The sequence below is a fragment of the Curtobacterium sp. MCLR17_034 genome, from assembly GCF_003234485.1.
In the GTDB taxonomy this organism is placed as follows: domain Bacteria; phylum Actinomycetota; class Actinomycetes; order Actinomycetales; family Microbacteriaceae; genus Curtobacterium; species Curtobacterium flaccumfaciens.
Map to the genome: position 1 here is coordinate 1 of NZ_QKTH01000003.1, position 22,108 is coordinate 22,108.

Here is a 22,108-nt window from a genome sequence, read left to right on the forward strand (position 1 = left end):
GGGTGCGGGGGGTGCGCATCACGGGACCTCGGCGGTCAGGGGGTCGGACGTCGTCGACGCGGAGCCGACGGCGTAGGTCAGGGTGACGGACCAGGTGCCGCTCGACACCTTCGCCGCGGGGAACGACACCTGCGCGCAGTTCACCGACGAGGCACTCGCCTGTGCGGTGCTCGTGGCGGTGCGCGTGACGCCGTCCTTCGTCGCGGTGAAGGTGCACTTCCCGCTCGTGTCGGTCGTACCGGAGACCAGGCCACCGGCCTGGAGGGTCTTCGAGCCGGTGTCCCAGCCGGCGAACGTGACGACGGACGTGGCCGGGTACTCCGACGGGTCGGTGTCCGGCTGGTTCGTCGCGCCGCTGCCCGGGAACGCACCGGGGGTGTCGTCGTCGGAGGCGCCGGCGTCGTCGCCGTCACCGTCGTCGGACCCACCGTCGGTCGGCGTCGAGGCCGCGTCGGTGGGGACCGAGGTCGCCGAGTCGTCGTCCGTCGGGGTCGCACTCGGGGTGCGCGAGACGGACGCGGACGGCGACGGGGTGGCGTCGTCGCCACCACCGGAACAACCGGCCAAGAGGAGACTGAGTGCACCGACCACCGCGAACGCAGCGATCGGCCTGGATGCGAGGAGCATGCTGACGGGCCGTCCTGTGGATGTTGACAAGGGTCCGGGTTGCAACAACGGTAACTCGAAAGTGAAGGTTGAGGGTTGGATCGGCCGGAATCACCCCCACTCGGGGTGCACGACGACCGTCGCCCAACCCCGTCCCGCGGGCCCGGTGAGTATGCTGTTCCGGTCCTGCCCCCACGAACGAAGAGACGTATGGTCGACCAAGCCCGCATGACCGCGCTCGCGAAGGAACCCCTCGTCGTGATCGGCGCTCCGACGAGCGCCTTCCGCGGGACCTTCCGCGAGCTGCGCGACGTCTTCCGGCAGCGCGAGATGCTCGGCATGCTCGTCCGACGTGACCTGAAGGCCCGGTACAAGGACTCGGCACTCGGGTTCGTGTGGACGCTCGTGCGCCCGCTGACCCAGTTGCTCATCTACTACTTCGTCATCGGCAAGGTCCTCGGCGCCGCCAACGGCATCGACAACTTCGCGATCTACGTCTTCACCGGCCTGACCGCCTACACGCTCTTCAGCGAGATCGTCGCCGGGTCGACCGGGTCGATCGTCGGCAACTCCGGGCTGATCAAGAAGGTCTACGTCCCGCGCGAGGTCTTCCCGCTCGCCAGCGTGGGCGCGGCCCTGGTGAACTTCACCATCCAGTTCGCGATCCTGCTGGCCGCGACGGTCGTCATCGGCGTCTTCCCGTGGCACGAGGGCCTGGTCTACCTGATCCCCTCGCTCGCGGTGATCCTGGTCTACGGCGCGGCCATCGGTCTGGTGCTGTCCGCGCTCAACGTGTACCTGCGCGACGTGCAGTTCGTCATCGACGTCGGCCTGATGGTCCTGCTCTGGGCCTCACCGATCGTCTACTCGTACTCGCGGGTGGTCGCCACCGTGAACGCCGACTGGCTCCTCACCCTCTACACGAACAACCCGCTGACCCTGTCGGTGCTCGGCCTGCAGAACGCGATCTGGCTGCACGACCCCGCCGACGTCACGTACCCGGACCACCTGATGCTCCGGCTGGGGATCGCGTTCGTGATCGGCATCCTCTGCCTCATCGGTGCGCAGCGGATCTTCTCCCGCCTGCAGGGCAACTTCGCGCAGGAGCTCTAGACCATGGCCATCAGCACCCCCGTCGCCCCGACGACCGCCGGCGAGACCGCCGAGCGTCCCGACGTCATCGTCATCGACCACGTCCGCAAGCGCTTCACGGTCCGCAAGGACAACACCTTGCGCGAGCGCATCGTCACGCTCGGCCGCGCCGGGCGGAAGCACCGCCAGGACTTCTGGGCCCTCGACGACGTCACGGTGTCGATCCAGGCCGGCTCGACCGTCGGGCTCATCGGCCAGAACGGCTCCGGCAAGTCGACCCTGCTCAAGGCCATCGGCGGCATCATCCAGCCGACCTCCGGCACGGTGTCGCGCCGCGGTCGCCTCGCCGCGCTGCTCGAGCTCGGCGCCGGGTTCCACCCCGACCTGTCCGGCCGCGAGAACGTCTACCTCAACGCGAGCCTGCTCGGCCTCAGCCGCAAGCAGACCGACGAGAAGTTCGACGACATCCTGGCGTTCTCGGGCATCGGGGACTTCATCGACACCCAGGTGAAGTTCTACTCATCGGGCATGTACGTGCGGCTCGCGTTCGCCGTCGCCGTGCACACCGACCCCGACGTCCTGCTCGTCGACGAGGTCCTGGCCGTCGGTGACGAGGCCTTCCAGCGCAAGTGCCTCGACCGCATCCGCACCTTCCAGGAGGCCGGCAAGACGATCATCATCGTCACGCACTCCCTCAGCCAGGTGCAGGAGATGTGCGACCGCGTCGTCCTGCTCAACAAGGGCAAGGTGCTGCACGACGGTGACCCCGTCCAGGCCGTGAGCATGTTCCGCGAGGTGCTCGAGGAACGCCGTCAGGGCGAGCTCAGCACCGACGTCGCCGTCGGCCGGGGCAAGGTCATCGGCGCGAGCGTGCGCGTCGACGGCAAGGAGCCCCGCGCCGAGGTCCTGCCGGGCGACGACCTCGTCGTGGACATGGAGTTCGAGCACCTGGACGGCATCGCCGACTGGGAGGCCGCGGTCCAGATCAACAACGCCGGTGGCCAGGTCGTCTACGGCACCACCACCGGCATCATGGGCCTCGAACTGCAGCCGCTGCACGGTCGCCGGAAGCTCCGCCTGCGGATCGCCGACACCGCGTTCGGCACCGGCAAGTACTTCATCAACGTGTCGATGATGGACTCGGCCGGGCGCCACCTGCACGACATGCCGGAGTGCGACTCGTTCGAGGTCCCCGGGTTCGAGCACGCCGTGGGCACGGTCTACGCTGAACCCTCGATCGAGGAGCTCGACTGACCCCGGACGACGGCGACACCGGGACCAGCGCCGACGGCACGCCCCGTGGTGACTCCGCGCCCCGGACCGACGGCACGCTCCGCACCGCGGTCGTCGTCGTCAACTGGAACCGCGCCGACCTGACCACCGCGGCCGTCCGCGCCGTGCTCGACGAGGGCACGGCCGACGACGTCATCGTCGTCGACAACGGGTCGTCCGACGACTCCGTCGCGGTGCTCCGCCGTGCCCTGCCGGACGCCACCGTCGTCGCACGCGGCGACAACGGCGGCTTCGCGGCCGGTGCCAACGCCGGCATCCGGCACACGGACGCCGACGTCGTCGTGCTCCTGAACAACGACGCCGTGCCCGCACCGGGCTTCGTCGCGGCGCTCCGCGACCACCTGGCGCACGCCGGGCCCGAGGTCGCCGCGGTGACGGGCCGCATCGTGCTCGCCGGACGCTGGACGGGCCTCCCGGCCGGGCTGGAGCCCGCACCCGGCCAGCGCGTGCTGCGCGACCACGACGGCCGTCGCTGGACGCCGTCGGCGGACGGCGAGGTCCGGCTCAACTCGACCGGCGTCCGCGTCGACCGCGACGGCAACGGGATGGACCGCGACTGGTTCGCGCCCGTCGACCGGGTCGCCGACGTCGACGTCTTCGGGTTCTCCGGCGGCGCGTCCGCGCTCCGGCGCACGGCGCTGGACGACGTCGGCCTGCTCGACGAGTCCCTGTTCATGTACTACGAGGACACCGAGCTCGCCTGGCGGCTGCACCGCCGCGGATGGCGCGTCGAGCACGCGGCCGAGGCGGTCGTCGAGCACGACCACTCGGCGTCGTCCGGCGTGCAGAGCGACCTGTTCGTCTTCCGGAACGCGCGCAACCGCATCGTCGTCGCGCTCTGGCACGCTCCGTGGCCGACCGTCGTGCGGGCGAGCGTCCGCACCCTGGTGCGCGGTCTGCGTGGGCTGGCCTCCGGTCGCACCCGCCGGGAGGCGCGGCTCGTCCTGACGGCGTTCGCGGACGTCGTGGGGACCCTGCCGGTCCACCTCGCGCGCCGGCTGCGCGAGACCCGGCGCGCGTCCGTCCCGCGCCGCAGCGTGGACCCGGGCGCATGAGTGCAGCGGGCTATCCTGGACACTCCCCCGTCGACGGCCCCGGCCACGACGTCCCCGCCCGGAAGGAACCACGCGTGCCGCAGCTCACCGTCCTCGTCGACGGGACCGCGGTACCGCAGGCGCTCGGCGGCGTCGGACGCTACGTCGAGGGGGTCGTGTCCCACCTGACCGACCCGTCGCTCGACGTCCACCTGGTCGTCCGCCCCGTGCACGCTCCGCACTTCGCCGCCGTCGCGCCGCACGCGACCGTGCACACGGCGCCGGGCTGGACCGACTCGGTGCCGCTCCGGTTCCTGTGGGAGCAGACCGGGCTGCCGGCGCTCGGCCGTCGGCTCGGGGCGCAGGTGCTGCACTCCCCGCACTACACGTTCCCGTTCAGCTGGCGCGGCGGGTCCGTCGTCACGCTGCACGACGCCACGTTCTTCTCGAACCCCGAGTGGCACTCGCGCCTGAAGCGCACCTTCTTCACCTGGTGGAGCCGCCGGTCCCTGCGCACCCGACCCGTCGTCATCGTGCCGAGCGCCGCGACCGCGACCGAGGCCGCCCGGGTCGTGCGGGGCATCCGCGCCGACGTCCGGGTCGCACCGCTCGGCGTCGACCGCACGGTGTTCCACGAGCCCGACGTCGCCGCGGTCGAGGACGCCCGGATCGCCGCCACCCTGCCCGAGGGTGCCCCGTGGATCGCGTTCCTCGGCACCATCGAACCGCGGAAGAACGTCACGGCGCTGCTCGACGCGTACGCCTCGGTGCGCGCCGCGCGTGCGGCTGCAGGGTCGGACGGTCACCCGGGTGCGGAGACCCCGTGGCTCGTGCTGTCCGGGGCCCGCGGCTGGGACGAGGCGGCCATCGCGCGGCTCGACGCCCTGCAGCCCACCGACCACGTCATCGAGGCCGGCTACCTGCCGATCGAGGACCTCGCCGGGTTCCTCGGCGGTGCCGAGTTCGTCGTCTACCCGTCCCTCGGTGAGGGCTTCGGGCTGCCCGTGGTCGAGGCGATGGCCTCCGGCGCGTGCGTCCTGACCACCCGGCGGCTGTCGCTGCCCGAGGTCGGCGGTGACGCGGCCGTCTACAGCGAGCCCGACGCGACCGCGCTGGCGTCCGCGATGACGGCGCTGCTGGACGATCCCGCGCTCGTGGCCTCGCACCGTGCGGCGGCGCTGACGCGGGCCTCCGCGTTCACCTGGGACGCCACGGCAGCCGTGCACGTCGAGGCCTACGAGTCCGTCGCCGGGGGTGCGCGGTGATCCGGGTCGCGGTGCTGACGGTCACCTACAACACCGGCGAGACCATCCGGCCGTTCCTGGCGAGCGTCGCCGGTGCCTCGAAGGACCCGGTCGCCGTCGTCATCGCGGACAACGGCTCGGCCGACATCGACGCGCTCCGGGCGATCGGTGAGTCCTACGGCGCCGTCGTGGTGTCCTCCGGTGGCAACCGCGGCTACGGCGGCGGCATCGACGCGGCACTGAGCGCCCTCGACGACGTGCTGCCGGACGTCCGTCCGGAGTTCCTGCTCGTGACGAACCCCGACGTCGTGCTCGGCGAGGGCTCGATCGACGAACTCGTGGCCGCCGCCGACCGGTTGCCGTCGGGTGGGTCGTTCGGCCCCCGGATCCTCGACGACCAGGGCGAGACCTACCCGTCCGCCCGGCAGCTCCCCTCGCTCCGGACCGGCCTCGGCCACGCGGCGTTCTCGCGGTTCTGGCCGGCGAACCCGTGGAGCCAGCGGTACTGGTCCACCACGAAGGTCGTCGAGCGCGAGGCCGGCTGGCTCTCCGGTGCGTGCTTCCTCATCCGGACGTCGCTCTTCCGCGAGCTCGACGGGTTCGACGAGTCGTACTTCATGTACTTCGAGGACGTCGACCTCGGGCAGCGCGTCGGACGGTCGGGTCGAGCGAACGTGTACGTGCCCTCGGCGGTCGTCACCCACACCGGAGCCCACTCGACGTCGTCCAACCGGCGCCGGATGGAGATCGAGCACCACCGGAGCGCCTACCGGTTCCTGTCGCGGAAGTACCGGGCGTGGTGGCTCTGGCCCCTGCGCGTCGTGCTGCACGCGGGCCTGTCGCTCCGCGCCCGCTGGGTCACGCGCAAGTAGCTCCCGCTCGGTCGGGGTCGTTGCGCGCGGGGTCTGCCGTCGCGCCCCCGCACGGGCATCGCGCCCCGACTCCTCGGGGCGCAACGACGGCAGCGGGGCGCGCACATCGGTCGCGGGTTCGGAGGCCCCGGTTCGATCGCGTTCCGCACAACCGAAGTGCACGCGAACCGCGGGATTGCGCGGCTCGAACCCACTTTGGTTGTGCGGAGCGTCGCGCGGCGCACGCGTCCGCCGCGGCGGTTCCTCCGCGGTGCGCCCCCGCGCGGGCATCGCGCCCCGACTCCTCGGGGCGCAACGACCGCAGCGGGGCGCGCACATCGGTCGCGGGTTCGGAGGCCCCGGTTCGATCGCGTTCCGCACAACCGAAGTGCACGCGAACCGCGGGATTGCGCGGCTCGAACACACTTTGGTTGTGCGGAGCGTCGCGCGGCGGGGACGCGGGCAGCGGGTGGCGACGGCGTCGGCGGGTCAGGGGTGCAGGCGCGCGCGCGACGCGCGGGCCGCCGCCAGCAGCACGGCAGCGCGGGCGTCGAAGGAGTGCTCGGCGGCGATGCGCTCGGCCACGGCGGCACGCTCGGCAGCCGACGGCCACGAGCGCGCCGGGTCGAGCAGGTCGGCCAGCTCGTCGCGGGAGCCCGCCACCTCGAGGGTCGGGACGTCCAGCACGTCGGACAGCCCGGCCACCGGGTCGGTCACGACGACTCCCCCGGACGCCAGCACGTCGAACACCCGGTTGGACACGAAGCCCCCGGCGGCCATGTCGGGCCAGTGGTCGTTGAGCACCACACGCGCCGAGGCGTAGGCCGCCGCGACCTCGGCCCGGGTCAGCGACGGTTCGCCGAGCGACTCCGCGGGGACGACCTCGTCCCAGCCCGGACCGTGCACGCGCAGATCGGCACCGAGCGCGACCGCGTCGGACACGATGGGTCGCGCGGCGCCGCGGGTCGAGCCGACGAACACCACCTGGTCGGCATCGGGGCTCGTCGCCGTGCGCGCGCCCGGGTGGAACACGGCCGGCTCGGTCGCCTGCAGCAGGGTCCGGACCGGCACGCCCGCACGCGCAGCGGCCGCGGCTGCCCACACCGGCCCGGCCGCGAACACCGCGTCGAACGACCGCAGTTCCGTGTCGGCGACGTCGTCGGGGTGGCTGATCACCCAGAGCAGGTTCACCGACGCCGGGTTCGGCGGCACCCGGTCGAGGCCCCGGATCACCAACGTCACGTCGTCCGAGGCATCGTCGGCCCGCACGTGGGCGTCACGTCGGTCGATCCGGACGCGCTGCCCCAGCCGCTCGAGTGCCCCGGCGAGCTCGGCGGCGAAGTGCACGTCGCCCCAGCCGTCGCCCTCCGGCCCGGCGGGCGCAGCGATCTTGAGCGACCAGGTGAGGTGTTCGGCGTCACCGCCGGTCACGCGCGCGGCCGGGGCCACCGGCCGGGCACCCCAGGGCGGCAGGGGCGGTCCGGTGACGACACCGTCGCCCTCGGACGCGCGGTCGCGCCAGGCGGTGAACGCGTCGACGGTCGCGGCGTCGACGGTCCGACCGGCCTCGACCGAGCGAGTCGCCTCGCCGACGACGCGCACGGCTCCGCCGTCGGCATCGGCGACCGCGCGGCTCCAGGCCGTCAGGGTCATGCGTTCGTCCGGGAGGCACGGTGCCGGCACCAGTGCCGCCCCCGGCACCGAGAGCACCGGCTGGTCCGCCGCGAAGACGGTGTCGACGTCGGTCACGGCGTCGACGCGGTCGTCCGACCACGGCAGGGCACCGGGCCGCAGCAGCCGAGCGCCGGAGCGGAAGGTGCCGTCCGGCATCCGGACCCGGGCCTGCGCGACCGAGCCCGCCGCCGCGAGGGCGTGCAGCGCCGGCACGTCGACCGACACCGAGGTGTCGACCACCACGAGCGTCCGGCCCACACCGGCTGCGACCCCGGCGTTGATCGCCGAGCCGAGGCCGTCGACGGGTTCCGGTCGGACCCACGGCAGGCGACGGCCGAACGGGTCGACCGGCGACGCGTCCGCGACGTAGCTCACGGCCCGGACGTCGACCCCACGATCGAAGGCACCACGGGCGACCGACACGAGCCGGCCGACCTCGGCGTGCCGGTCCGAACGGGTCGTGACGAGCACCGTGACGTCCTGGTCGAGCCGCGGCAGCGGGTCCGGGAACCCGGTCACGGGAACGACGGACGCCGCCGTCACGGACGCGGGACGGGCCTCCTGGCCGGGGTGGCCGGAGGCCGTCGCATCCGGACGGCGGCGTCGACCGAACCAACCGGGGGCGGGGGTCACGTGCGGAGCTAGACGCCGAGGAGTCGCTGCAGGTAGACGCCGTAGCCGCCCTTGACCAGCGGCGCGGCGAGCTCGGCGAGCTGCGCGTCGTCGATCCAGCCGTTCCGCCAGGCGATCTCCTCGATGCAGCCGATCTTGAAGCCCTGACGGTCCTCGATGACCTTCACGTACTCCGACGCCTGCATCATCGACTCGAACGTGCCGGTGTCGAGCCACGCGGTGCCGCGGTCGAGGACCTGGACGCCGAGCTCGCCGGCCTCGAGGTAGCGCTCGTTGACCGTGGAGATCTCGAGCTCGCCGCGGGCGCTCGGCTCGATCGTCTTCGCGATCTCGATGACCTTGTTGTCGTAGAAGTACAGGCCGGGGACGGCGTAGTTCGACTTCGGCTCGGCCGGCTTCTCCTCGATGGAGACGGCGGTGAAGTCGTCGTCGAACTCCACGACGCCGTACGCCTTCGGGTCGGCCACGTGGTAAGCGAAGATCGTCGCGCCCTGGACGTCGGTGTTCTTCCGGAGGTTCGTGCCGAGGCCGGTGCCGTGGAAGATGTTGTCGCCGAGGACGAGGGCGACGCTGTCGTCGCCGATGAACTCCTCGCCGATGACGAAGGCCTGCGCCAGACCGTCCGGGGACGGCTGCACGGCGTACTCGATCTCCATGCCGAACGCCGAGCCGTCGCCGAGCAGGGCCCGGAACTGGTCGTTGTACTCCGGCGTCGTGATGACCAACACCTGTCGGACGCCCGCCATCATCAGGGTCGACAGGGGGTAGTAGACCATCGGCTTGTCGTAGATCGGCATGAGCTGCTTGCTGATGCCCTTGGTGATCGGCCAGAGGCGCGTGCCGGAACCGCCGGCGAGGATGATGCCCTTCATCGGTGTCCCGTCCCTTACTTCTTCGTCCGGAGCGACTCGGTGTACGCGACGCACTCCTCGTACGTCGGCAGCAGGCCCTGTGCCGCGGCTTCCTCGAGGGTGGGGGCGCTGGTGTCCTTCTCGGACAGCACCAGCTCGCCGAGGCCCTCGGGCAGGTCGAGCCCGACCGTCGGGTCGAGGATCGTGATCCCCTTCTCGCGCTCGGGGTTGTAGTGCGCGCTGACCAGGTAGTTCACGGTCGACTGGTCCTCGAGCGCGACGATCGCGTGGCCGAGCCCCTCGGACAGGTAGACGGCCTTGCGGTCGACGTCGTCGATCCGGACGGAGTCCCACTGGCCGAACGTCGGGGACCCGACGCGGATGTCGACGATGTAGTCGATGAACGCCCCGCGCACGGCGGTGACGTACTTCGCCTGGCTCGGTGCGACGAGGGCGTAGTGGATGCCGCGGGCGACACCGGCCGCGGAGATCGACATGTTCACCTGGCGGAGGTCGAGCGGGTGACCGACGGTCTCCTCGAGCACGTCGGCGCGGTACGCCTCGAGGAATGCTCCTCGTGCGTCGCCGTGCTGGACGGGCGTGAACTCCCACGCGCCAGGGATCTTCAGTTCGCGGATCTGCACCGGGGAAGCCTAGCAAGCCGTGAGTTCGCATAGGCTGTCATGGTTCTGAGCATTGCCGACTCCCGAAACGAGACCAAGCGAGCCCGTGAAGCTATTCGTCCAGATCCCCTGCCTCAACGAGGAGAACACCCTCGCCAGCGTCATCGACTCCATCCCGCGGGAGATCGACGGCATCGACGAGATCGAGATCCTGGTGATCAACGACGGCAGCACCGACCGCACCGTCGAGGTCGCCAAGGAGCACGGCGTCAAGCACTTCGTGCACCACACCACGAACATGGGCCTCGCCCGCTCGTTCCGTGACGGCGTCGACTACGCGCTGCTGCACGGTGCGGACATCGTCGTGAACACCGACGGGGACAACCAGTACCCGCAGGCGCAGATCGCCGAGCTCGTGCAGCCGATCCTCCGGAAGGAAGCCGAGATCGTCATCGGCGACCGGCAGACGCGCACCATCGAGCACTTCTCCGGCTTCAAGAAGGTCATGCAGCGCTTCGGCTCGTGGGTCGCGAGCCGCGCTGCCGGGCTCGACCTGCCCGACGCGGCGAGCGGGTTCCGCGCGTACTCGAAGTACTCGCTCATCCGCCTGAACATCGTGACGCGCTTCAGCTACTGCATGGAGACCATCGTGCAGGCCGGCTACAAGCGCCTGGCGATCGCGTCGGTGCCGATCACGACGAACCCGAAGACCCGCGAGTCGCGGCTCTTCAACAACATCTTCCAGCACATGTTCGAGTCCGGCTCGGCGATCGCCCGTGTCTACCTGATGTACCGGCCGATGGCGCTGTTCCTCTGGGTCGCCGCGGTGCTCGGTGCGCTCGGACTCTGGCCGCTCATCCGGTACCTGGTGCTCCTGGCGATGCAGACCGGCGGCAACCACCTGCAGTCGATCATCCTCGGTGTCGTCCTGCTCATCACGGCGCTCCTGTCCATAGTCATCGGCGTCGTGGCCGACCTCACCCGCCTCAACCGCACGCTGGCCGAGGAGCAGCTCGACCTGCAGAAACTGCAGCGGTATGGCGACTGACACGGCACCGGCCGTGTCGCGCTCCGACGTCCGACCCGCGGTCGGGCGGCGCGAGCGCATCCTCGTGATCGCGTTGACGGTGGCGTTCGCCGCCGTCCTCGCGGTCTGGGCCGTCGTCACCACGACGTACAAGGCCCCGGACGAGCCGACCCACGTCGACGCCGTGCTGCACCTGGCGATCGGTGACGGCTGGCCGGCACCCGGTGCGATGCACTACCTCAACGCGGTGCACGACACCCAGATCAGCAACATGCGGCAGTCGACCGACGTGAACCAGACGTGGGGCGAGCTGCTCCGCGAGTTCCCGGGCGTGCACCCGACGAGCATCGACCAGATGTCGCAGCACCCCGCCACGTACTACGCCCTGGCCGCCGGGGTCCTGCAGCTGGTGCACTTCGAGGACCTCCGCTGGGACCTCGCCGTCATGGTGCTGCGACTGTTCGACGCCCTGCTCGTCCTGCCGCTGCCGTTCCTGGCGTGGGCGACCGTGCGTCGGCTGACGCGGTCACCACGGGCCGCCCTGGTCGGCGGTGCGGCGGTGTTCGCCCTGCCCGAGGTCGCCTCGATCGGCACGTCGGTCACGAACGACGCGCTCATGCTGCCGTTGGCCGGGGCGCTCGTGTACTTCGTGGTGCGACTGCTCACCGGCGACCTGCGGGTGCGCACGACCGTCTGGATCGGGCTGCTGCTCGGCGCGATGCTGCTCGTCAAGGGCACAGCACTGCCAGCGATCCCGTTCGTGGGCATCGCCGTGATGGCCGCTGGCTGCACCCGGGCGACCGTCTGGCGGAACGCGCTCCGGACGCTGTGGACCCTGGGACTCGCCGCCGTCGTCGGCGGCTGGTGGTGGCTGCGCAACATCCTCGTGTACCGCGACATCCAGCCGGACGGCATGGCCGGCGCACGTCCGCCGATGCCCTTCCCGGCCGGCACCGCGGCCAGCCCCGAGGTGTTCCTCCGCGACTACTGGAACGGCGTTACCCGGACCTTCTGGGGCAGCGTCGGTGGTCTCACCCAGTTCCAGCTCGCCCAGGTCCTGATCGACGGGCTGACCATCGCGTCGCTCGTCGGCATCGTCGTCTGGGGCTTCCGCCGCGGCCCGTCGCTCCGCCCGGCGATCGTGCTGGCGTCGTTCCCCGTCATCCTCATCGCCCTGCACCTGCAGAGCGGGTGGGGCGGGTACGTCCGGAGCACCATCGTCGCCGGCACCCAGGGGCGCTACTACTACCCCACGCTCATCGCCCTCATCGCCCTCAGCGCCCTCGCCTGGCGCCGGGTCACCGTGACGGCAGCCGGCACCACCCGGCTCGCCGTCGGGATGTCGATCGCGGCGATGGCCATCGCGCTGTACGGCGTCGTCTACGCGCTGCGGGCCTTCGGGCGCGACGCCGCCTTCTGGGTCGACGAGTTCGCGGTCGGCCGGTTCGACCGCTACGGCATGGCCCCCGCCGGCACGAACTTCACCCTCGTCGCCGTCGCCGCGGTCGCTCTGACCGTCACCGCCGTGCTGCTCGTCCGGTTCATGCGCCGTCCGGAGGTCCCCGCGTGAGCGCCCCGCGACCGCTCGTCGGCCGGCACGAGTGGGTCCTGCTCGGCACCGTGACGCTGGCCTGGCTCGCCTTCCTGCTGACCTTCGCCCTGGTCACCCCGGCCTTCGGGGCACCCGACGAGCCCGCACACGTCGACGCCGCGTTCCGCCTCGCGCTCGGACTCGGCTGGCCGCACGGCGGCGAGATGCACTACCTCGCCGCCGTGCGGCAGATCGTCGAGCACCCGGCACCGGCCGTCGACCGCCCCACGGTCGACGCGCTGCTGGCGGCGGTGCCCGGGGACTCCCCCGCGATCGACCCGATGTCCCAGAACCCGCCGACGTACTGGTTGGTGGCCGCCGGGATCCTGCGCGTCATCCGGTTCGGCTCGCACGACTGGGCGACCTCGGTGCTCGTGCTCCGCGTGTTCGACGTGCTGCTCGTCACCGCGCTGCCGGTCCTGGTCTGGGCGACGGTCCGTCGGGTGACCCGCTCGCCCCGCACCGCACTCGTCGCCCCGGTCCTGCTCTTCGCCGTCCCGCAGCTGGCGCAGGTCACCTCCGGCGTCACGGTGTGGGCACCGGTCGTCCTGCTCGGCGCCGTGCTCGTCTGGCTGAGCGCACGCGTGCTGACCGGCGACCGTTCGTGGTGGACCACCGCCGGGCTCGCCGTCGCCGTCACCGGACTGGCGGCCCTGAACGCGCTGGGGCTCCTGGCGATCCCGTTCGTCGTCCTCGTGTCCGCCCTGGCACCGGGCCGGACGTGGGGCCGCCGGGGCCTGCACGCCGGCGTGGTCGTCCTCGCTGCCGTCGCCGCGTCCGGCTGGTGGTGGGTGCAGACGCTGCTCGTGAGCGGGACGCTCCTGCCCGACGCCCTGCGCGCCGTCACGACCGTGCAGCCGTACCCGGCGGGCGGTGCGAACCCCGGGGCGTTCGCCGGGCGCCAGTGGGACGGTCTGACCGCCTCGTTCTTCGGCGCACTCGGTGCGAACCAGTGGCCGTTGCCGGCGATGGTCATCGACACGCTCGCGGTCGTCGGACTGGCCGTCATCGGGTGGTCGTACGCCCGCCGGGCTCCGGGCCGCCGGGTGACCACGATCCTGCTCGTCTGGCCGACGGTCGTCCTCGTCGCCACCCTCGCCTACAACTGGCGGAACTACCTCGGCACGCACCAGGGCAACGGGCTGCAGGGCCGGTTCCTGTTCGTCGCGGTCGCCGCGCTCGTGCTCGCCCAGGCGGTCGCGTGGCACGCCCTCGTCGTCCGTCCGGAGCTCCGCCGACGCCTGGCCCGGCTCGCGGTCGTCGGTTCGCTCGCGATCGGCACGTACGGCATCGGCCTGACCTACCGCGGCGGGTGGGAGAACACGCAGTTCCGCATCACGCCCGGCGGGATCTCCGCGATGGCCGGCGGCGCGGTCGCCGGGCCGTTCGCGATCCTGCTGGTCGCCATCGTGTTCGCGGCCGCCGCCGTCGCGACCGTCGTCCTGGTGTGGCGCACCGTCGCCGAGCCGGGAGCACCCGCCACCGCCGCCGAGCCCGCCGACGCCGCCGAGCCCGCCGACCCCACCAGCGGCCCGCTAGAATCGCCGCCGACCCACGAACCGACCGTCAGGAAAGAGAACTCGTGAAGATCCTCGTCACCGGAGGAGCCGGCTTCATCGGCTCGAACTTCGTCCGCCGCACGCTGGAGGACGCGTACCCCGGCCTCGAGGGCGCCGAGGTCGTCGTCTACGACGCACTGACCTACTCCGGCAACGAAGCGAACCTCGCCCCGGTCGCCGACTCCCCCCGCTACACCTTCGTGCACGGCGACATCCGCGACGCCGCGAAGCTCGACGAGGTCGTCCCGACCGTCGACGCCATCGTGCACTTCGCCGCCGAGTCCCACGTCGACCGCTCGGTCCGTGACTCCGGCATCTTCGTCGAGACCAACGTCGTGGGCACCCAGCGCCTGCTCGACGCCGCGCTCCGCCACGGCACCGAGCGCTTCGTGCACGTCTCCACCGACGAGGTCTACGGCTCCATCAGCGAGGGCTCGTGGGACGAGGAGCGCCCGCTCGAGCCGAACTCGCCGTACTCGGCGTCGAAGGCCGGCAGCGACCTGCTCGCCCGCAGCTACCACCGCACGCACGGGCTGAACCTCTCGATCACGCGCTGCTCGAACAACTACGGGCCGTACCACTTCCCCGAGAAGGTCATCCCGCTCTTCGTCACCAACCTCATCGACGACGTGCACGTGCCGCTGTACGGCGAGGGCAACAACATCCGCGACTGGCTGCACGTCGACGACCACACCCGTGGCATCGCGATGGTCCTGACCCGTGGCCGCGCCGGCGAGATCTACAACATCGGCGGGGGCACCGAGCTGACCAACAAGGAGCTCACGCAGCTGCTGCTCGACGCGACCGGCAAGGACTGGTCGTACGTCGACCGCGTCGCCGACCGTCTCGGCCACGACCTGCGCTACTCGGTCGACATCTCGAAGATCCAGGCCGAGCTCGGCTACGAGCCGCTCGTGCCGTTCGAGCAGGGCCTGGCCGACGTCGTGCAGTGGTACCGCGACAACCGCGCCTGGTGGGAGCCGCTCAAGCAGCGTGCGGCCCTGAGCTGAACCGGCACACCGTGACCAGGTACCTCATCACCGGCGCCGCCGGCATGCTCGGCCAGGACCTCCAGGCCGCACTCGCCGGCCGCGACGTCACCGCGCTGTCGCGGGCGGACCTCGACATCACCGACCCGGCCGCGGTTGACGCCGCCGTCGCCGGGCACGACGCCGTGATCAACTCGGCCGCCTACACGAAGGTCGACGACGCGGAAGACCACGAGGACGACGCCCACGCGGTCAACGCGACGGGGCCGAAGCTCCTGGCCGAGGCCGCGGTCCGCCACGGCGCGAAGCTCGTCACCGTGTCGACCGACTACGTCTTCGACGGCAACGGCACCGCGCCCTACGCCGAGGACGCCCCGACCGACCCGATCAACGCCTACGGCCGCACCAAGGCCGCCGGCGAGGCGTTCGTGCGCGCGATCGCCCCGGACACCTCGTACGTCGTCCGCACCGCGTGGATCTACGGCGCACACGGGCCGAACTTCGCCGCGACGATGCTCCGGCTCGCGGGGTCTCACGACACCGTCAGCGTCGTCACCGACCAGGTCGGCCAGCCGACGTGGACGGGCGACCTCGCCGCGCGGATCGTCGAACTCGTCGACGGGGACGCCCCCGCGGGCATCTACCACGGCACGAACGCCGGCCAGGGTTCCTGGTTCGACTTCACGCAGGCCATCTACCGCGAACTCGGGCTCGACCCGGAGCGCGTGCTGCCCACCGACAGCGCCGCCTTCGTCCGGCCGGCGCCGCGCCCGGCGTACAGCGTGCTCGGCCACGACGGCTGGTCGCGCGCCGGACTCGCGCCGATGCGCGACTGGCGCGACGCGTTGCACGCTGCGGTCGCGGCGGGTGCGCTGACCGCGTAGGCACGGCTCTCGACCGGGAGGCGCGGGTCGGGTTCCGCACACCGCGGACCCGACCCGCGCCTCCTGTCCGACCACCGACCGCGCCCAGGGGGCGCCGGGACCACCCTGGTAGTGTCGGGCAGCCGAGCGCGGGGCCGGCCCTCGGCCCCCTGACCACGGGTCCACGAACCACGACGAGGAGCACAGCACCATGACCACCCTCCACGTCATCGTCGACCAGATCGTCGCGCCCGTGCCGGGCGGCATCGGGCGCTACGCCGAGGAGCTCGCGCGACACCTCGTCGAGCACGCGCCGAGCGGCTGCGAGGTCGCGGGTGTGGTCTCCGCCGTCGGGTCCGACGAGATGGCGCACCTGCGCACGCTCCTGCCCGGACTGTCCGACCTGCAGCGACTGCCGCTGCCACGTCGTGAGCTGTCGCTCGCCTGGCAGGGCGGGTTCGTGGGCGGCATCGCGAAGGGCATGGTGCACGCGCCGAGCGTGCTCGCACCACTGGTCAAGCACGACCGTTTCCAGGACCCGGGCCGGCAGACCGTGGTGACCGTGCACGACGTGGTGCCGTGGACCAACCCCGAGACCCTCACACCGCGCGGCGTCCACTTCCACAAGGCGATGGTGAAGCGGGCGTGGAAGCACGCCGACGCCGTCGTGGTGCCGACCCACGCCGTGGCGGGTGCGCTGAACGAGATCCACCGGTTCGACGACCGGCTCCGCGTGATCGGCGGTGCCCCGAGCGGACGCCTCCGCCTGCCCGTCGACGCCGACCTGCGCGCCGAGCGCCTCGGCCTGCCCGACCGCTACGTGCTCGCGGTCGGCACGCTCGAGCCGCGCAAGGCCCTGGCGTCCCTGATCGAGGCGATGGCCCACCCGGATGCCCCCAGCGACGTGCCCCTCGTCATCTCCGGTCCGGACGGCTGGGGCGACGTCGACGTGTACGGCACCGCGGAGCGCGCGGGCCTGTCGCGCGACCGGGTGAAGGTCCTCGGCCGCATCGACGACGCGGACCTCGCGGTGGTCTACGACCGTGCGACGGTGTTCGTGTTCCCCAGCCTCGCCGAGGGCTTCGGCCTGCCCGTGATCGAGGCGATGAGCTTCGGCACCCCGGTGATCCACTCGGACGACCCCGCCGTGGCCGAGGTCGCGTCGGACGCCGGCGTCACCGTCGCCCGGTCACCGCGGGAGTCCTACCCCGCACGGATTGCACAGGCCGTCTACCAGGTCGTGAACGACCCGCAACTGTCCAGCCGGCTGGCCGTGGCGGGGCCGGACCGCGCACGCATGTACGACTGGTCCGACTCCGCTGCGGAGACCTGGCAGCTGCACGCCGACCTCTGACGGCCGGAGCGCGTCAGCCCTTGTACGTGTAGGTGCTGACCCAGTCGATGTACAGGTGCCCCGCGTCGCCCCAGTCGCCCACCTGGAACATGTAGCGGTGCGCGGTCTTCGGCACGTCGTAGGTGATCGTCTTGATCACCTTGCCGTCGAGGCGGTAGCGCACGGACTTCCCGGGGATCCACTCGATCGAGTACGTGTGCCACGAGCGCCACGAGACGCCGGTGCTCAGGCTCGTCGCGTTGGCCTCCTGGCCCGCGATCATCGAGTGGTGGTGCAGCATCGGCTGCTGGTCGAAGTTGGCCTCGGGGTAGTCGATCTCCCCGTCGGCCCAGCGGTCGGACGACGGCCAGAGCATGAATGCTGCGCCGTTGCCGGCACCGCCCGTGGCCTTGGCGCGGACGATGAACTTGCCGCCCTTGTGGCCCCAGGCTCCCGTCGGCGTGCCGAAGGTACCGGCGGCGCCGTGCTTGCCGTCGAGCTTGACGTCCATGTACCCGTTGTGCGAGCTGATCTGCGAACCCGAGTAGTACATGCCGCCGGTCCCGTCCGGGTACGGCTGCCACGAGTTGGCGTACTTCTTGGCGAAGGCGCCCTTCGCACTGGCCGCGGTGCTGAACTGCTCGCGGAAGGTCTGCTTGAAGTTCCCGACGTCGCCGAGCGGTGCCGAGCTGGCGGTCGCTGCGGTCCCCTGACCGAGCGGTCCGGCGACGAGTGCTGCTCCGAGGAGCACGACGGCGAGTGCGGCCCTCCTGGTGGTGCGCTTCTGCATGAGGTCGGTCACTCCCTGACGTGACTGTTCGCACCCGTTCCCGTGGGTGCCGGGCGGCCGGATCTCGGCTACCCGGCGTTCACCGTAGTTGCTGTCCACAATCTGCGCCTGGGGGTTGACACTGCAGCGCACCCCCAGTACACGGGGCTTGCGCGAGGATCAGCCGTCGGGCAAGAAGTCCTGGTCAGTGCGCGTGGCGTGGCGTCGGCATCGGTCGGATCAGCCGAGCGCCGACGTCGGGTGGTGAGGTCAGGGCCGTGCGCGACGGCGTCGAGCGACCACGGCGAGCACGACGGCGGCCACCACGGCGAGGACGGCGACGACCGCTGCGGCCTCGGCAACGTGGAGCGCTGCGAACCACGAGTCGAACTGCGACTTCGTCGCTACGACGTCCGGGCCCGCCCCACGGAACCACCCCGCCACGGGGTTCATCGGACCGGCCGCGCCCGCAGCGACCACGCAGACCACCGCGGCGACCACGGCGACCGCGGAGAGGACGAGGACGGGGACGGCGCGGCGCATCCCGCTACCGTAGCGCGGCTCGGACCCCGCAGCGGCAGCCTCAGAGCGAGTCGCGGAGGCGCGCCGCCTTCTCCTCGACCAGGCGCTCGAGCCCGTCGGCGTACTCGGTCAGGCGAGCGGCGACGGCCGGCTCCGAGGAACCGATGATGCGCGCGGCCAGCAGACCGGCGTTGGCGGCACCGTTGATCGCCATCGTCGCGACCGGGATCCCCGCCGGCATCTGCACGATGGAGAGCAGCGAGTCGAGGCCGTCGAGACGCGCGAGCTGCACCGGGACACCGATCACCGGGAGCGTCGTCATCGAGGCCACCATGCCCGGCAGGTGTGCCGCTCCGCCGGCCCCGGCGATGACGACCCGGATGCCACGAGCTGCGGCGCCGCGGGCGAAACGGGTCATCTTGTCCGGCGTGCGGTGCGCCGACACGACGTCCGCCTCGAACGGGATGCCGAGTTCGGTGAGGATGTCCGCCGCGGCCCGCATGGTCGGCCAGTCGGAGTCCGACCCCATGATGATCGAGACGAGCGGCGGTGCGGGTGCGGCGGTGTCGGTCACGCGACGAGCCTAGCCGAGCAGCACGCGTCGCCAGGTGTCGCCGTCGCGGCCGATCGTGCGCTCCTCGGCGACCCAGCGGGCCGCCCCCTCGTCCGCCCGGCCACGGTCGACGGCGGTCCGGACGGCATCCCGCCACGCCTGGACGTCGTCCGGCACGGCCACGGCACCGTGGGCCCGTGCGACGGCGTAGGACGGGCGGTCGGACACGACGGCGGGCAGCCCGAGCGCGGTGTACTCGAGGAACTTCAGGTCGCTCTTCGCGCGGTTGAACTCCTCGTCACGGAGCGGTGCGACGCCCGCCCGCCAGCGCTCCCGGTGCGCCACGAGCCATCGGGAGAACGCCGGGTAGTGCCCGTCGGGGACCTCGACCCGGCGGAACCAGTCGGCACCGCCCTCGTCGGTCACCCCGATGACCTCGAGCCGGATCGGGGTGCCGTCGGCGGTGGTGAGGTCGGCGAAGACGTCACGCAGGAGCTCGAGGTCAGCGGCGTGGGTGAGCGTGCCCATGTACAGCACCCGGTGCTCCCCCGCGGGCCGCTCGTCGTCGTCCGCGGTGGGGCCAGCAGTCCAGATCGTCGGGTCGAGGGCGTTCGGCACGACGACGACGTCCCGCGCCACCGGACGGACCACGTCGGCGAGTTCGGGCGTGCTCACGACGACGGTGTCGGCACCGCGCACCAGGGCGTCGATCGAGGCGAGCCGGTCGGGGTCGTACTCGGCGCGGGCCAAGCGAGCGCGTCCGGACTCGGTGAAGAAGTCGTCGTCGACCTCGGCCACGACGCGGATGCCCCGGGAGGCAGCTGCCGCCAGGAAGGGCTGCACGTCGGCACGGGGAAGGATGTCCCGCTGCACCAGGAGTGCAGCGTACGGCGCCTGGTCGGAGCCGTCGACGAACGCTGCCGGGTCCACCTGGCGCACCTCGGCGGTGCCGCTCGCAGCCAGGTGCTCGGTGCGGCGGACGACACGGACGTGTGCCGAGGCCGGGTGGGCGCCGCCACCGCCCGCGACGACGTACCCGAGGACGGGCAGGGGTGTCGGCTGTGGCGGGGCACCTGCGACGGCGCGGCGCAGGCGTCCGGCGGCCCGGCGGACGAGATCACGCGGCATGCGCCCATCCTCTCGCACACCGCGCACCGTGCGGCGTCCGCCGCACGGCGGACGCCCCCTCAGCGCACCGTCACCGTCCGGCACGGCGACGCCCTGCGGTCCGCTCCGCTCCCGGTGTTGTGGACGATCGCGCAGACGGTGTGCTTGCCGGCCGCAGCCCGGACGGTGCCCGCGAAGCCGTGCGACCCACCGGAGCCCCAGGTCGCGTCCACGTCGGCGCGCTTCCGACCGGCGTCCAGCGACGTCACCCGTTTGCCGTCGACGGTGATCGCCACCCGGCTCGCCGAGGCCACCGCGTCGCCGTCGAACGCCCAGCCGCGCACCGCGATGCCCCGGGTCACGGCCTTCGCGGACTCCAGTTCGGCGTACGGGTCGTGCCGGTAGGCGCGGACGGTCGAGCAACCGAGCGGGGTGTCCGACCCCGCGCCGATGTTCACCGCGGTGACGCAGACGCGGCGAGCGCCGGCCGCGGTGGGCACCACGACGTCGAAGCCGTGGGTCGCGCCGACCCCGGAGCGTGCGTCGACGTCCGGCCGGTCGAGCCCGGCGGTGGTGACGCCTGCGGGGACACCGTCGACGGTGGCCCGGACCCGCACGGGCTGCGTGGGGTCGTCCTCGTCGTAGGCCCACCCGGACACGCGGACGCCGCCGCCGGTGCCGGCGACGTCCTCGAGCGTCCCGCGGGGGGTCAGGTCGGCGGCGGGCACACCCAGGCGTGCGTTCGCGACGAGGGCCTGTGCGTAGGTCGAGAACCACTTGCCGGCGGCCGGGGCCCCGTTGCAGGTGCCGTCGCTCGCGCCGGGGGTCTTGACCCACAGCAGGGCGTCGAGCGCCGTGCCGTCGGACACCACCCGGGGCGAGGTGCCGAGCCCGGCCCCCGGTCCGTTGCACCAGGTGCCGCGCCAGCCCTGCCCGTTGCGTGAGGTGTCGATCACGTAGTGCGAGCCGCCGGTGGCGGCGGACACCTTCTGTGCGTACGCCTGCTCCTGCGCGGTCGGGTAGTAGTTCGCCACGTTGGTGAAGAACCCGCGGGCCTGCTGGACGCCCGCGCTGTTCAGCCGCGACGCCATCAGCGCGGGCTGCACCCAGTTCGAGTTGCCCGCGTCCAGGTAGGCGGGGACCCCGGCGGCGGTCAGCCCGGCGACGGTGCGGGAGAGGATCCGGTAGCGCTGCTCGTCGAGCGCGGTGCTGCACTTGGCGTTGCTGAGCATCGCGAGCGAGTCCGGTTCGACGATGACGGCTGCGCGGTGGCCCGCCAGCGCCGCGGTGACCTGGTCGACCCAGGCGTCGTAGGACCCCTCGTCGAAGCCGCCGGCGGAGTACCCGCCGCAGTCACGGTCGGGGATCGCGTAGAGCACGAACACGGGGGTGGTGCCGGACTGTTCGGCACCGGTGAGGGCGGTGCTGATGGTCTTGGTCAGCTGCGTCCCCTGGCTCCAGTCGCCGAGCCAGGTCGCGACGGGGTACCCGGCGATGGTCTTCGCCGCAGCGGCCCCGGCCGGGTCGGTGGCGGCCAGGGCGGCCTGCGCCTTCACGGCCTCGCTCGTCGGCGACCGGTACGGTCCGGCGCCGTAGAGCGACGCGGACGTGGCCGAGCGGATGGTCGAGGCCGAGGTCGCCGCGGACGCGGTCGCGGTCGGCAGCAGGCCGGCGACGGCTGCGACGAGGGCGATGGCTGCGCCGCAGACGGCGGCGCGGCGCGGACGGCGGCGCATGGGGACTCCCTGGACGGTGGGCACGGACCGTTCCAGGGGAACACGCGCTCCCGGCCCCCGCCAGCCTCCCGACCGGGTGCCACCCGAGGGGGTGTCCGCAGAGCGGCCGACAAGTGTGTCCCGCAACCGTGACGGACGGGAGGCCCGTGGCGGGGTCG

Annotated in this window: 20 protein-coding genes; 11 read left to right on the forward strand and 9 right to left on the reverse strand. The window is 72.2% G+C overall.

From position 1 onward, the window contains the following. Window positions 1–18 precede the first annotated feature (18 nt). Window positions 19–627 (reverse strand): hypothetical protein, encoded by a 609-nt coding sequence (locus tag DEI98_RS04510; RefSeq protein WP_111038004.1) that lies wholly within the window; start codon window positions 625–627, stop codon window positions 19–21. Window positions 628–816: 189 nt separating this feature from the next. On the opposite strand from DEI98_RS04510, the gene DEI98_RS04515 reads away from it, so the two are divergent. The 5 genes from DEI98_RS04515 (at window position 817) to DEI98_RS04535 (ending at window position 6,141) form a co-directional block, all read left to right on the forward strand. Next, window positions 817–1,719 carry an ABC transporter permease gene (locus DEI98_RS04515; protein WP_111093330.1) on the forward strand — a complete coding sequence of 301 codons (903 nt, stop codon included), beginning with the start codon at window positions 817–819 and terminating at the stop codon, window positions 1,717–1,719. Between the two features lie 3 nt (window positions 1,720–1,722). Further along, the gene (locus DEI98_RS04520; protein ID WP_111100072.1) at window positions 1,723–2,952 is read left to right on the forward strand and encodes an ABC transporter ATP-binding protein; all 1,230 of its coding nucleotides are present in this window, start codon (window positions 1,723–1,725) and stop codon (window positions 2,950–2,952) included. Continuing rightward, entirely contained in the window at window positions 2,949–4,046 is a 1,098-nt protein-coding gene (locus tag DEI98_RS04525; RefSeq protein ID WP_111100073.1) for a glycosyltransferase family 2 protein, read from the forward strand. The genes DEI98_RS04520 and DEI98_RS04525 overlap by 4 nt, the downstream gene beginning before the upstream one ends. Before the next feature lie 74 nt (window positions 4,047–4,120). Then, entirely contained in the window at window positions 4,121–5,290 is a 1,170-nt protein-coding gene (locus DEI98_RS04530) for a glycosyltransferase family 1 protein (RefSeq protein WP_220037066.1), read from the forward strand. Further along, window positions 5,287–6,141: a glycosyltransferase family 2 protein gene (locus tag DEI98_RS04535; RefSeq protein WP_071406439.1), complete on the forward strand. Its 855-nt coding sequence runs from the start codon at window positions 5,287–5,289 to the stop codon at window positions 6,139–6,141. Before DEI98_RS04530 ends, DEI98_RS04535 begins: the two co-directional genes overlap by 4 nt. Before the next feature lie 468 nt (window positions 6,142–6,609). On the opposite strand, the gene DEI98_RS04540 is transcribed toward DEI98_RS04535, so the two are convergent. The 3 genes from DEI98_RS04540 to DEI98_RS04550 form a co-directional block, all read right to left on the reverse strand. Beyond that, a complete protein-coding gene (locus DEI98_RS04540; RefSeq protein ID WP_146243425.1) occupies window positions 6,610–8,313 on the reverse strand; it encodes a glycosyltransferase in 1,704 nt (567 codons plus the stop codon). A 122-nt stretch (window positions 8,314–8,435) separates the two neighbouring features. Then, the gene (gene rfbA / locus DEI98_RS04545) at window positions 8,436–9,299 is read right to left on the reverse strand and encodes a glucose-1-phosphate thymidylyltransferase RfbA (RefSeq protein ID WP_111100076.1); all 864 of its coding nucleotides are present in this window, start codon (window positions 9,297–9,299) and stop codon (window positions 8,436–8,438) included. Between the two features lie 14 nt (window positions 9,300–9,313). After that, window positions 9,314–9,922, reverse strand: a complete 609-nt coding sequence (locus DEI98_RS04550; RefSeq protein WP_071406436.1) for a dTDP-4-dehydrorhamnose 3,5-epimerase family protein — start codon at window positions 9,920–9,922, stop codon at window positions 9,314–9,316. 85 nt (window positions 9,923–10,007) lie between these two features. On the opposite strand from DEI98_RS04550, the gene DEI98_RS04555 reads away from it, so the two are divergent. The 6 genes from DEI98_RS04555 to DEI98_RS04580 all read left to right on the forward strand — a co-directional run bounded on the left by DEI98_RS04555 (window position 10,008) and on the right by DEI98_RS04580 (window position 17,284). Continuing rightward, window positions 10,008–10,949, forward strand: coding sequence for a glycosyltransferase family 2 protein (locus DEI98_RS04555; RefSeq protein ID WP_071406435.1), 942 nt, complete (start codon window positions 10,008–10,010; stop codon window positions 10,947–10,949). Next, window positions 10,939–12,498 carry a glycosyltransferase family 39 protein gene (locus tag DEI98_RS04560; protein ID WP_111100077.1) on the forward strand — a complete coding sequence of 520 codons (1,560 nt, stop codon included), beginning with the start codon at window positions 10,939–10,941 and terminating at the stop codon, window positions 12,496–12,498. The genes DEI98_RS04555 and DEI98_RS04560 overlap by 11 nt, the downstream gene beginning before the upstream one ends. Then, window positions 12,495–14,105 carry a glycosyltransferase family 39 protein gene (locus DEI98_RS04565; protein WP_111100078.1) on the forward strand — a complete coding sequence of 537 codons (1,611 nt, stop codon included), beginning with the start codon at window positions 12,495–12,497 and terminating at the stop codon, window positions 14,103–14,105. Before DEI98_RS04560 ends, DEI98_RS04565 begins: the two co-directional genes overlap by 4 nt. After that, entirely contained in the window at window positions 14,102–15,088 is a 987-nt protein-coding gene (gene rfbB, locus DEI98_RS04570; RefSeq protein ID WP_071406432.1) for a dTDP-glucose 4,6-dehydratase, read from the forward strand. The genes DEI98_RS04565 and rfbB overlap by 4 nt, the downstream gene beginning before the upstream one ends. Window positions 15,089–15,099: 11 nt before the next feature. Continuing rightward, window positions 15,100–15,951 carry a dTDP-4-dehydrorhamnose reductase gene (gene rfbD, locus DEI98_RS04575; RefSeq protein WP_111100079.1) on the forward strand — a complete coding sequence of 284 codons (852 nt, stop codon included), beginning with the start codon at window positions 15,100–15,102 and terminating at the stop codon, window positions 15,949–15,951. A 190-nt stretch (window positions 15,952–16,141) separates the two neighbouring features. Continuing rightward, a complete protein-coding gene (locus DEI98_RS04580; RefSeq protein ID WP_111095387.1) occupies window positions 16,142–17,284 on the forward strand; it encodes a glycosyltransferase family 1 protein in 1,143 nt (380 codons plus the stop codon). Between the two features lie 13 nt (window positions 17,285–17,297). Here the strand turns inward: DEI98_RS04580 and DEI98_RS04585 are convergent, their stop codons facing one another. From DEI98_RS04585 to DEI98_RS18835, 5 genes are all read right to left on the reverse strand, one after another. Continuing rightward, the gene (locus DEI98_RS04585; protein WP_111029466.1) at window positions 17,298–18,065 is read right to left on the reverse strand and encodes a family 16 glycosylhydrolase; all 768 of its coding nucleotides are present in this window, start codon (window positions 18,063–18,065) and stop codon (window positions 17,298–17,300) included. Window positions 18,066–18,302: 237 nt separating this feature from the next. After that, a complete protein-coding gene (locus DEI98_RS04590) occupies window positions 18,303–18,575 on the reverse strand; it encodes a hypothetical protein (protein WP_111100080.1) in 273 nt (90 codons plus the stop codon). 40 nt (window positions 18,576–18,615) lie between these two features. Then, entirely contained in the window at window positions 18,616–19,128 is a 513-nt protein-coding gene (gene purE / locus DEI98_RS04595) for a 5-(carboxyamino)imidazole ribonucleotide mutase (RefSeq protein WP_220037067.1), read from the reverse strand. A gap of 9 nt (window positions 19,129–19,137) precedes the next feature. After that, on the reverse strand, window positions 19,138–20,235 hold the full coding sequence (locus DEI98_RS04600) for a glycosyltransferase (RefSeq protein WP_111100081.1): 1,098 nt from the start codon (window positions 20,233–20,235) through the stop codon (window positions 19,138–19,140). Between the two features lie 59 nt (window positions 20,236–20,294). Further along, window positions 20,295–21,950 (reverse strand): glycoside hydrolase family 6 protein, encoded by a 1,656-nt coding sequence (locus tag DEI98_RS18835; protein ID WP_111100082.1) that lies wholly within the window; start codon window positions 21,948–21,950, stop codon window positions 20,295–20,297. Window positions 21,951–22,108: the final 158 nt, after the last annotated feature.

Coding starts and splice junctions, on each gene's coding strand:
- DEI98_RS04510 (WP_111038004.1), bottom strand. CDS start 627: ATGCTCCTCGCATCCAGGCCGATCGCTGCGTTCGCGGTGGTCGGTGCA.
- DEI98_RS04515 (WP_111093330.1), top strand. CDS start 817: ATGGTCGACCAAGCCCGCATGACCGCGCTCGCGAAGGAACCCCTCGTC.
- DEI98_RS04520 (WP_111100072.1), top strand. CDS start 1,723: ATGGCCATCAGCACCCCCGTCGCCCCGACGACCGCCGGCGAGACCGCC.
- rfbA (WP_111100076.1), bottom strand. CDS start 9,299: ATGAAGGGCATCATCCTCGCCGGCGGTTCCGGCACGCGCCTCTGGCCG.
- DEI98_RS04560 (WP_111100077.1), top strand. CDS start 10,939: ATGGCGACTGACACGGCACCGGCCGTGTCGCGCTCCGACGTCCGACCC.
- DEI98_RS04580 (WP_111095387.1), top strand. CDS start 16,142: ATGACCACCCTCCACGTCATCGTCGACCAGATCGTCGCGCCCGTGCCG.
- DEI98_RS04590 (WP_111100080.1), bottom strand. CDS start 18,575: ATGCGCCGCGCCGTCCCCGTCCTCGTCCTCTCCGCGGTCGCCGTGGTC.
- DEI98_RS04600 (WP_111100081.1), bottom strand. CDS start 20,235: ATGCCGCGTGATCTCGTCCGCCGGGCCGCCGGACGCCTGCGCCGCGCC.
- DEI98_RS18835 (WP_111100082.1), bottom strand. CDS start 21,950: ATGCGCCGCCGTCCGCGCCGCGCCGCCGTCTGCGGCGCAGCCATCGCC.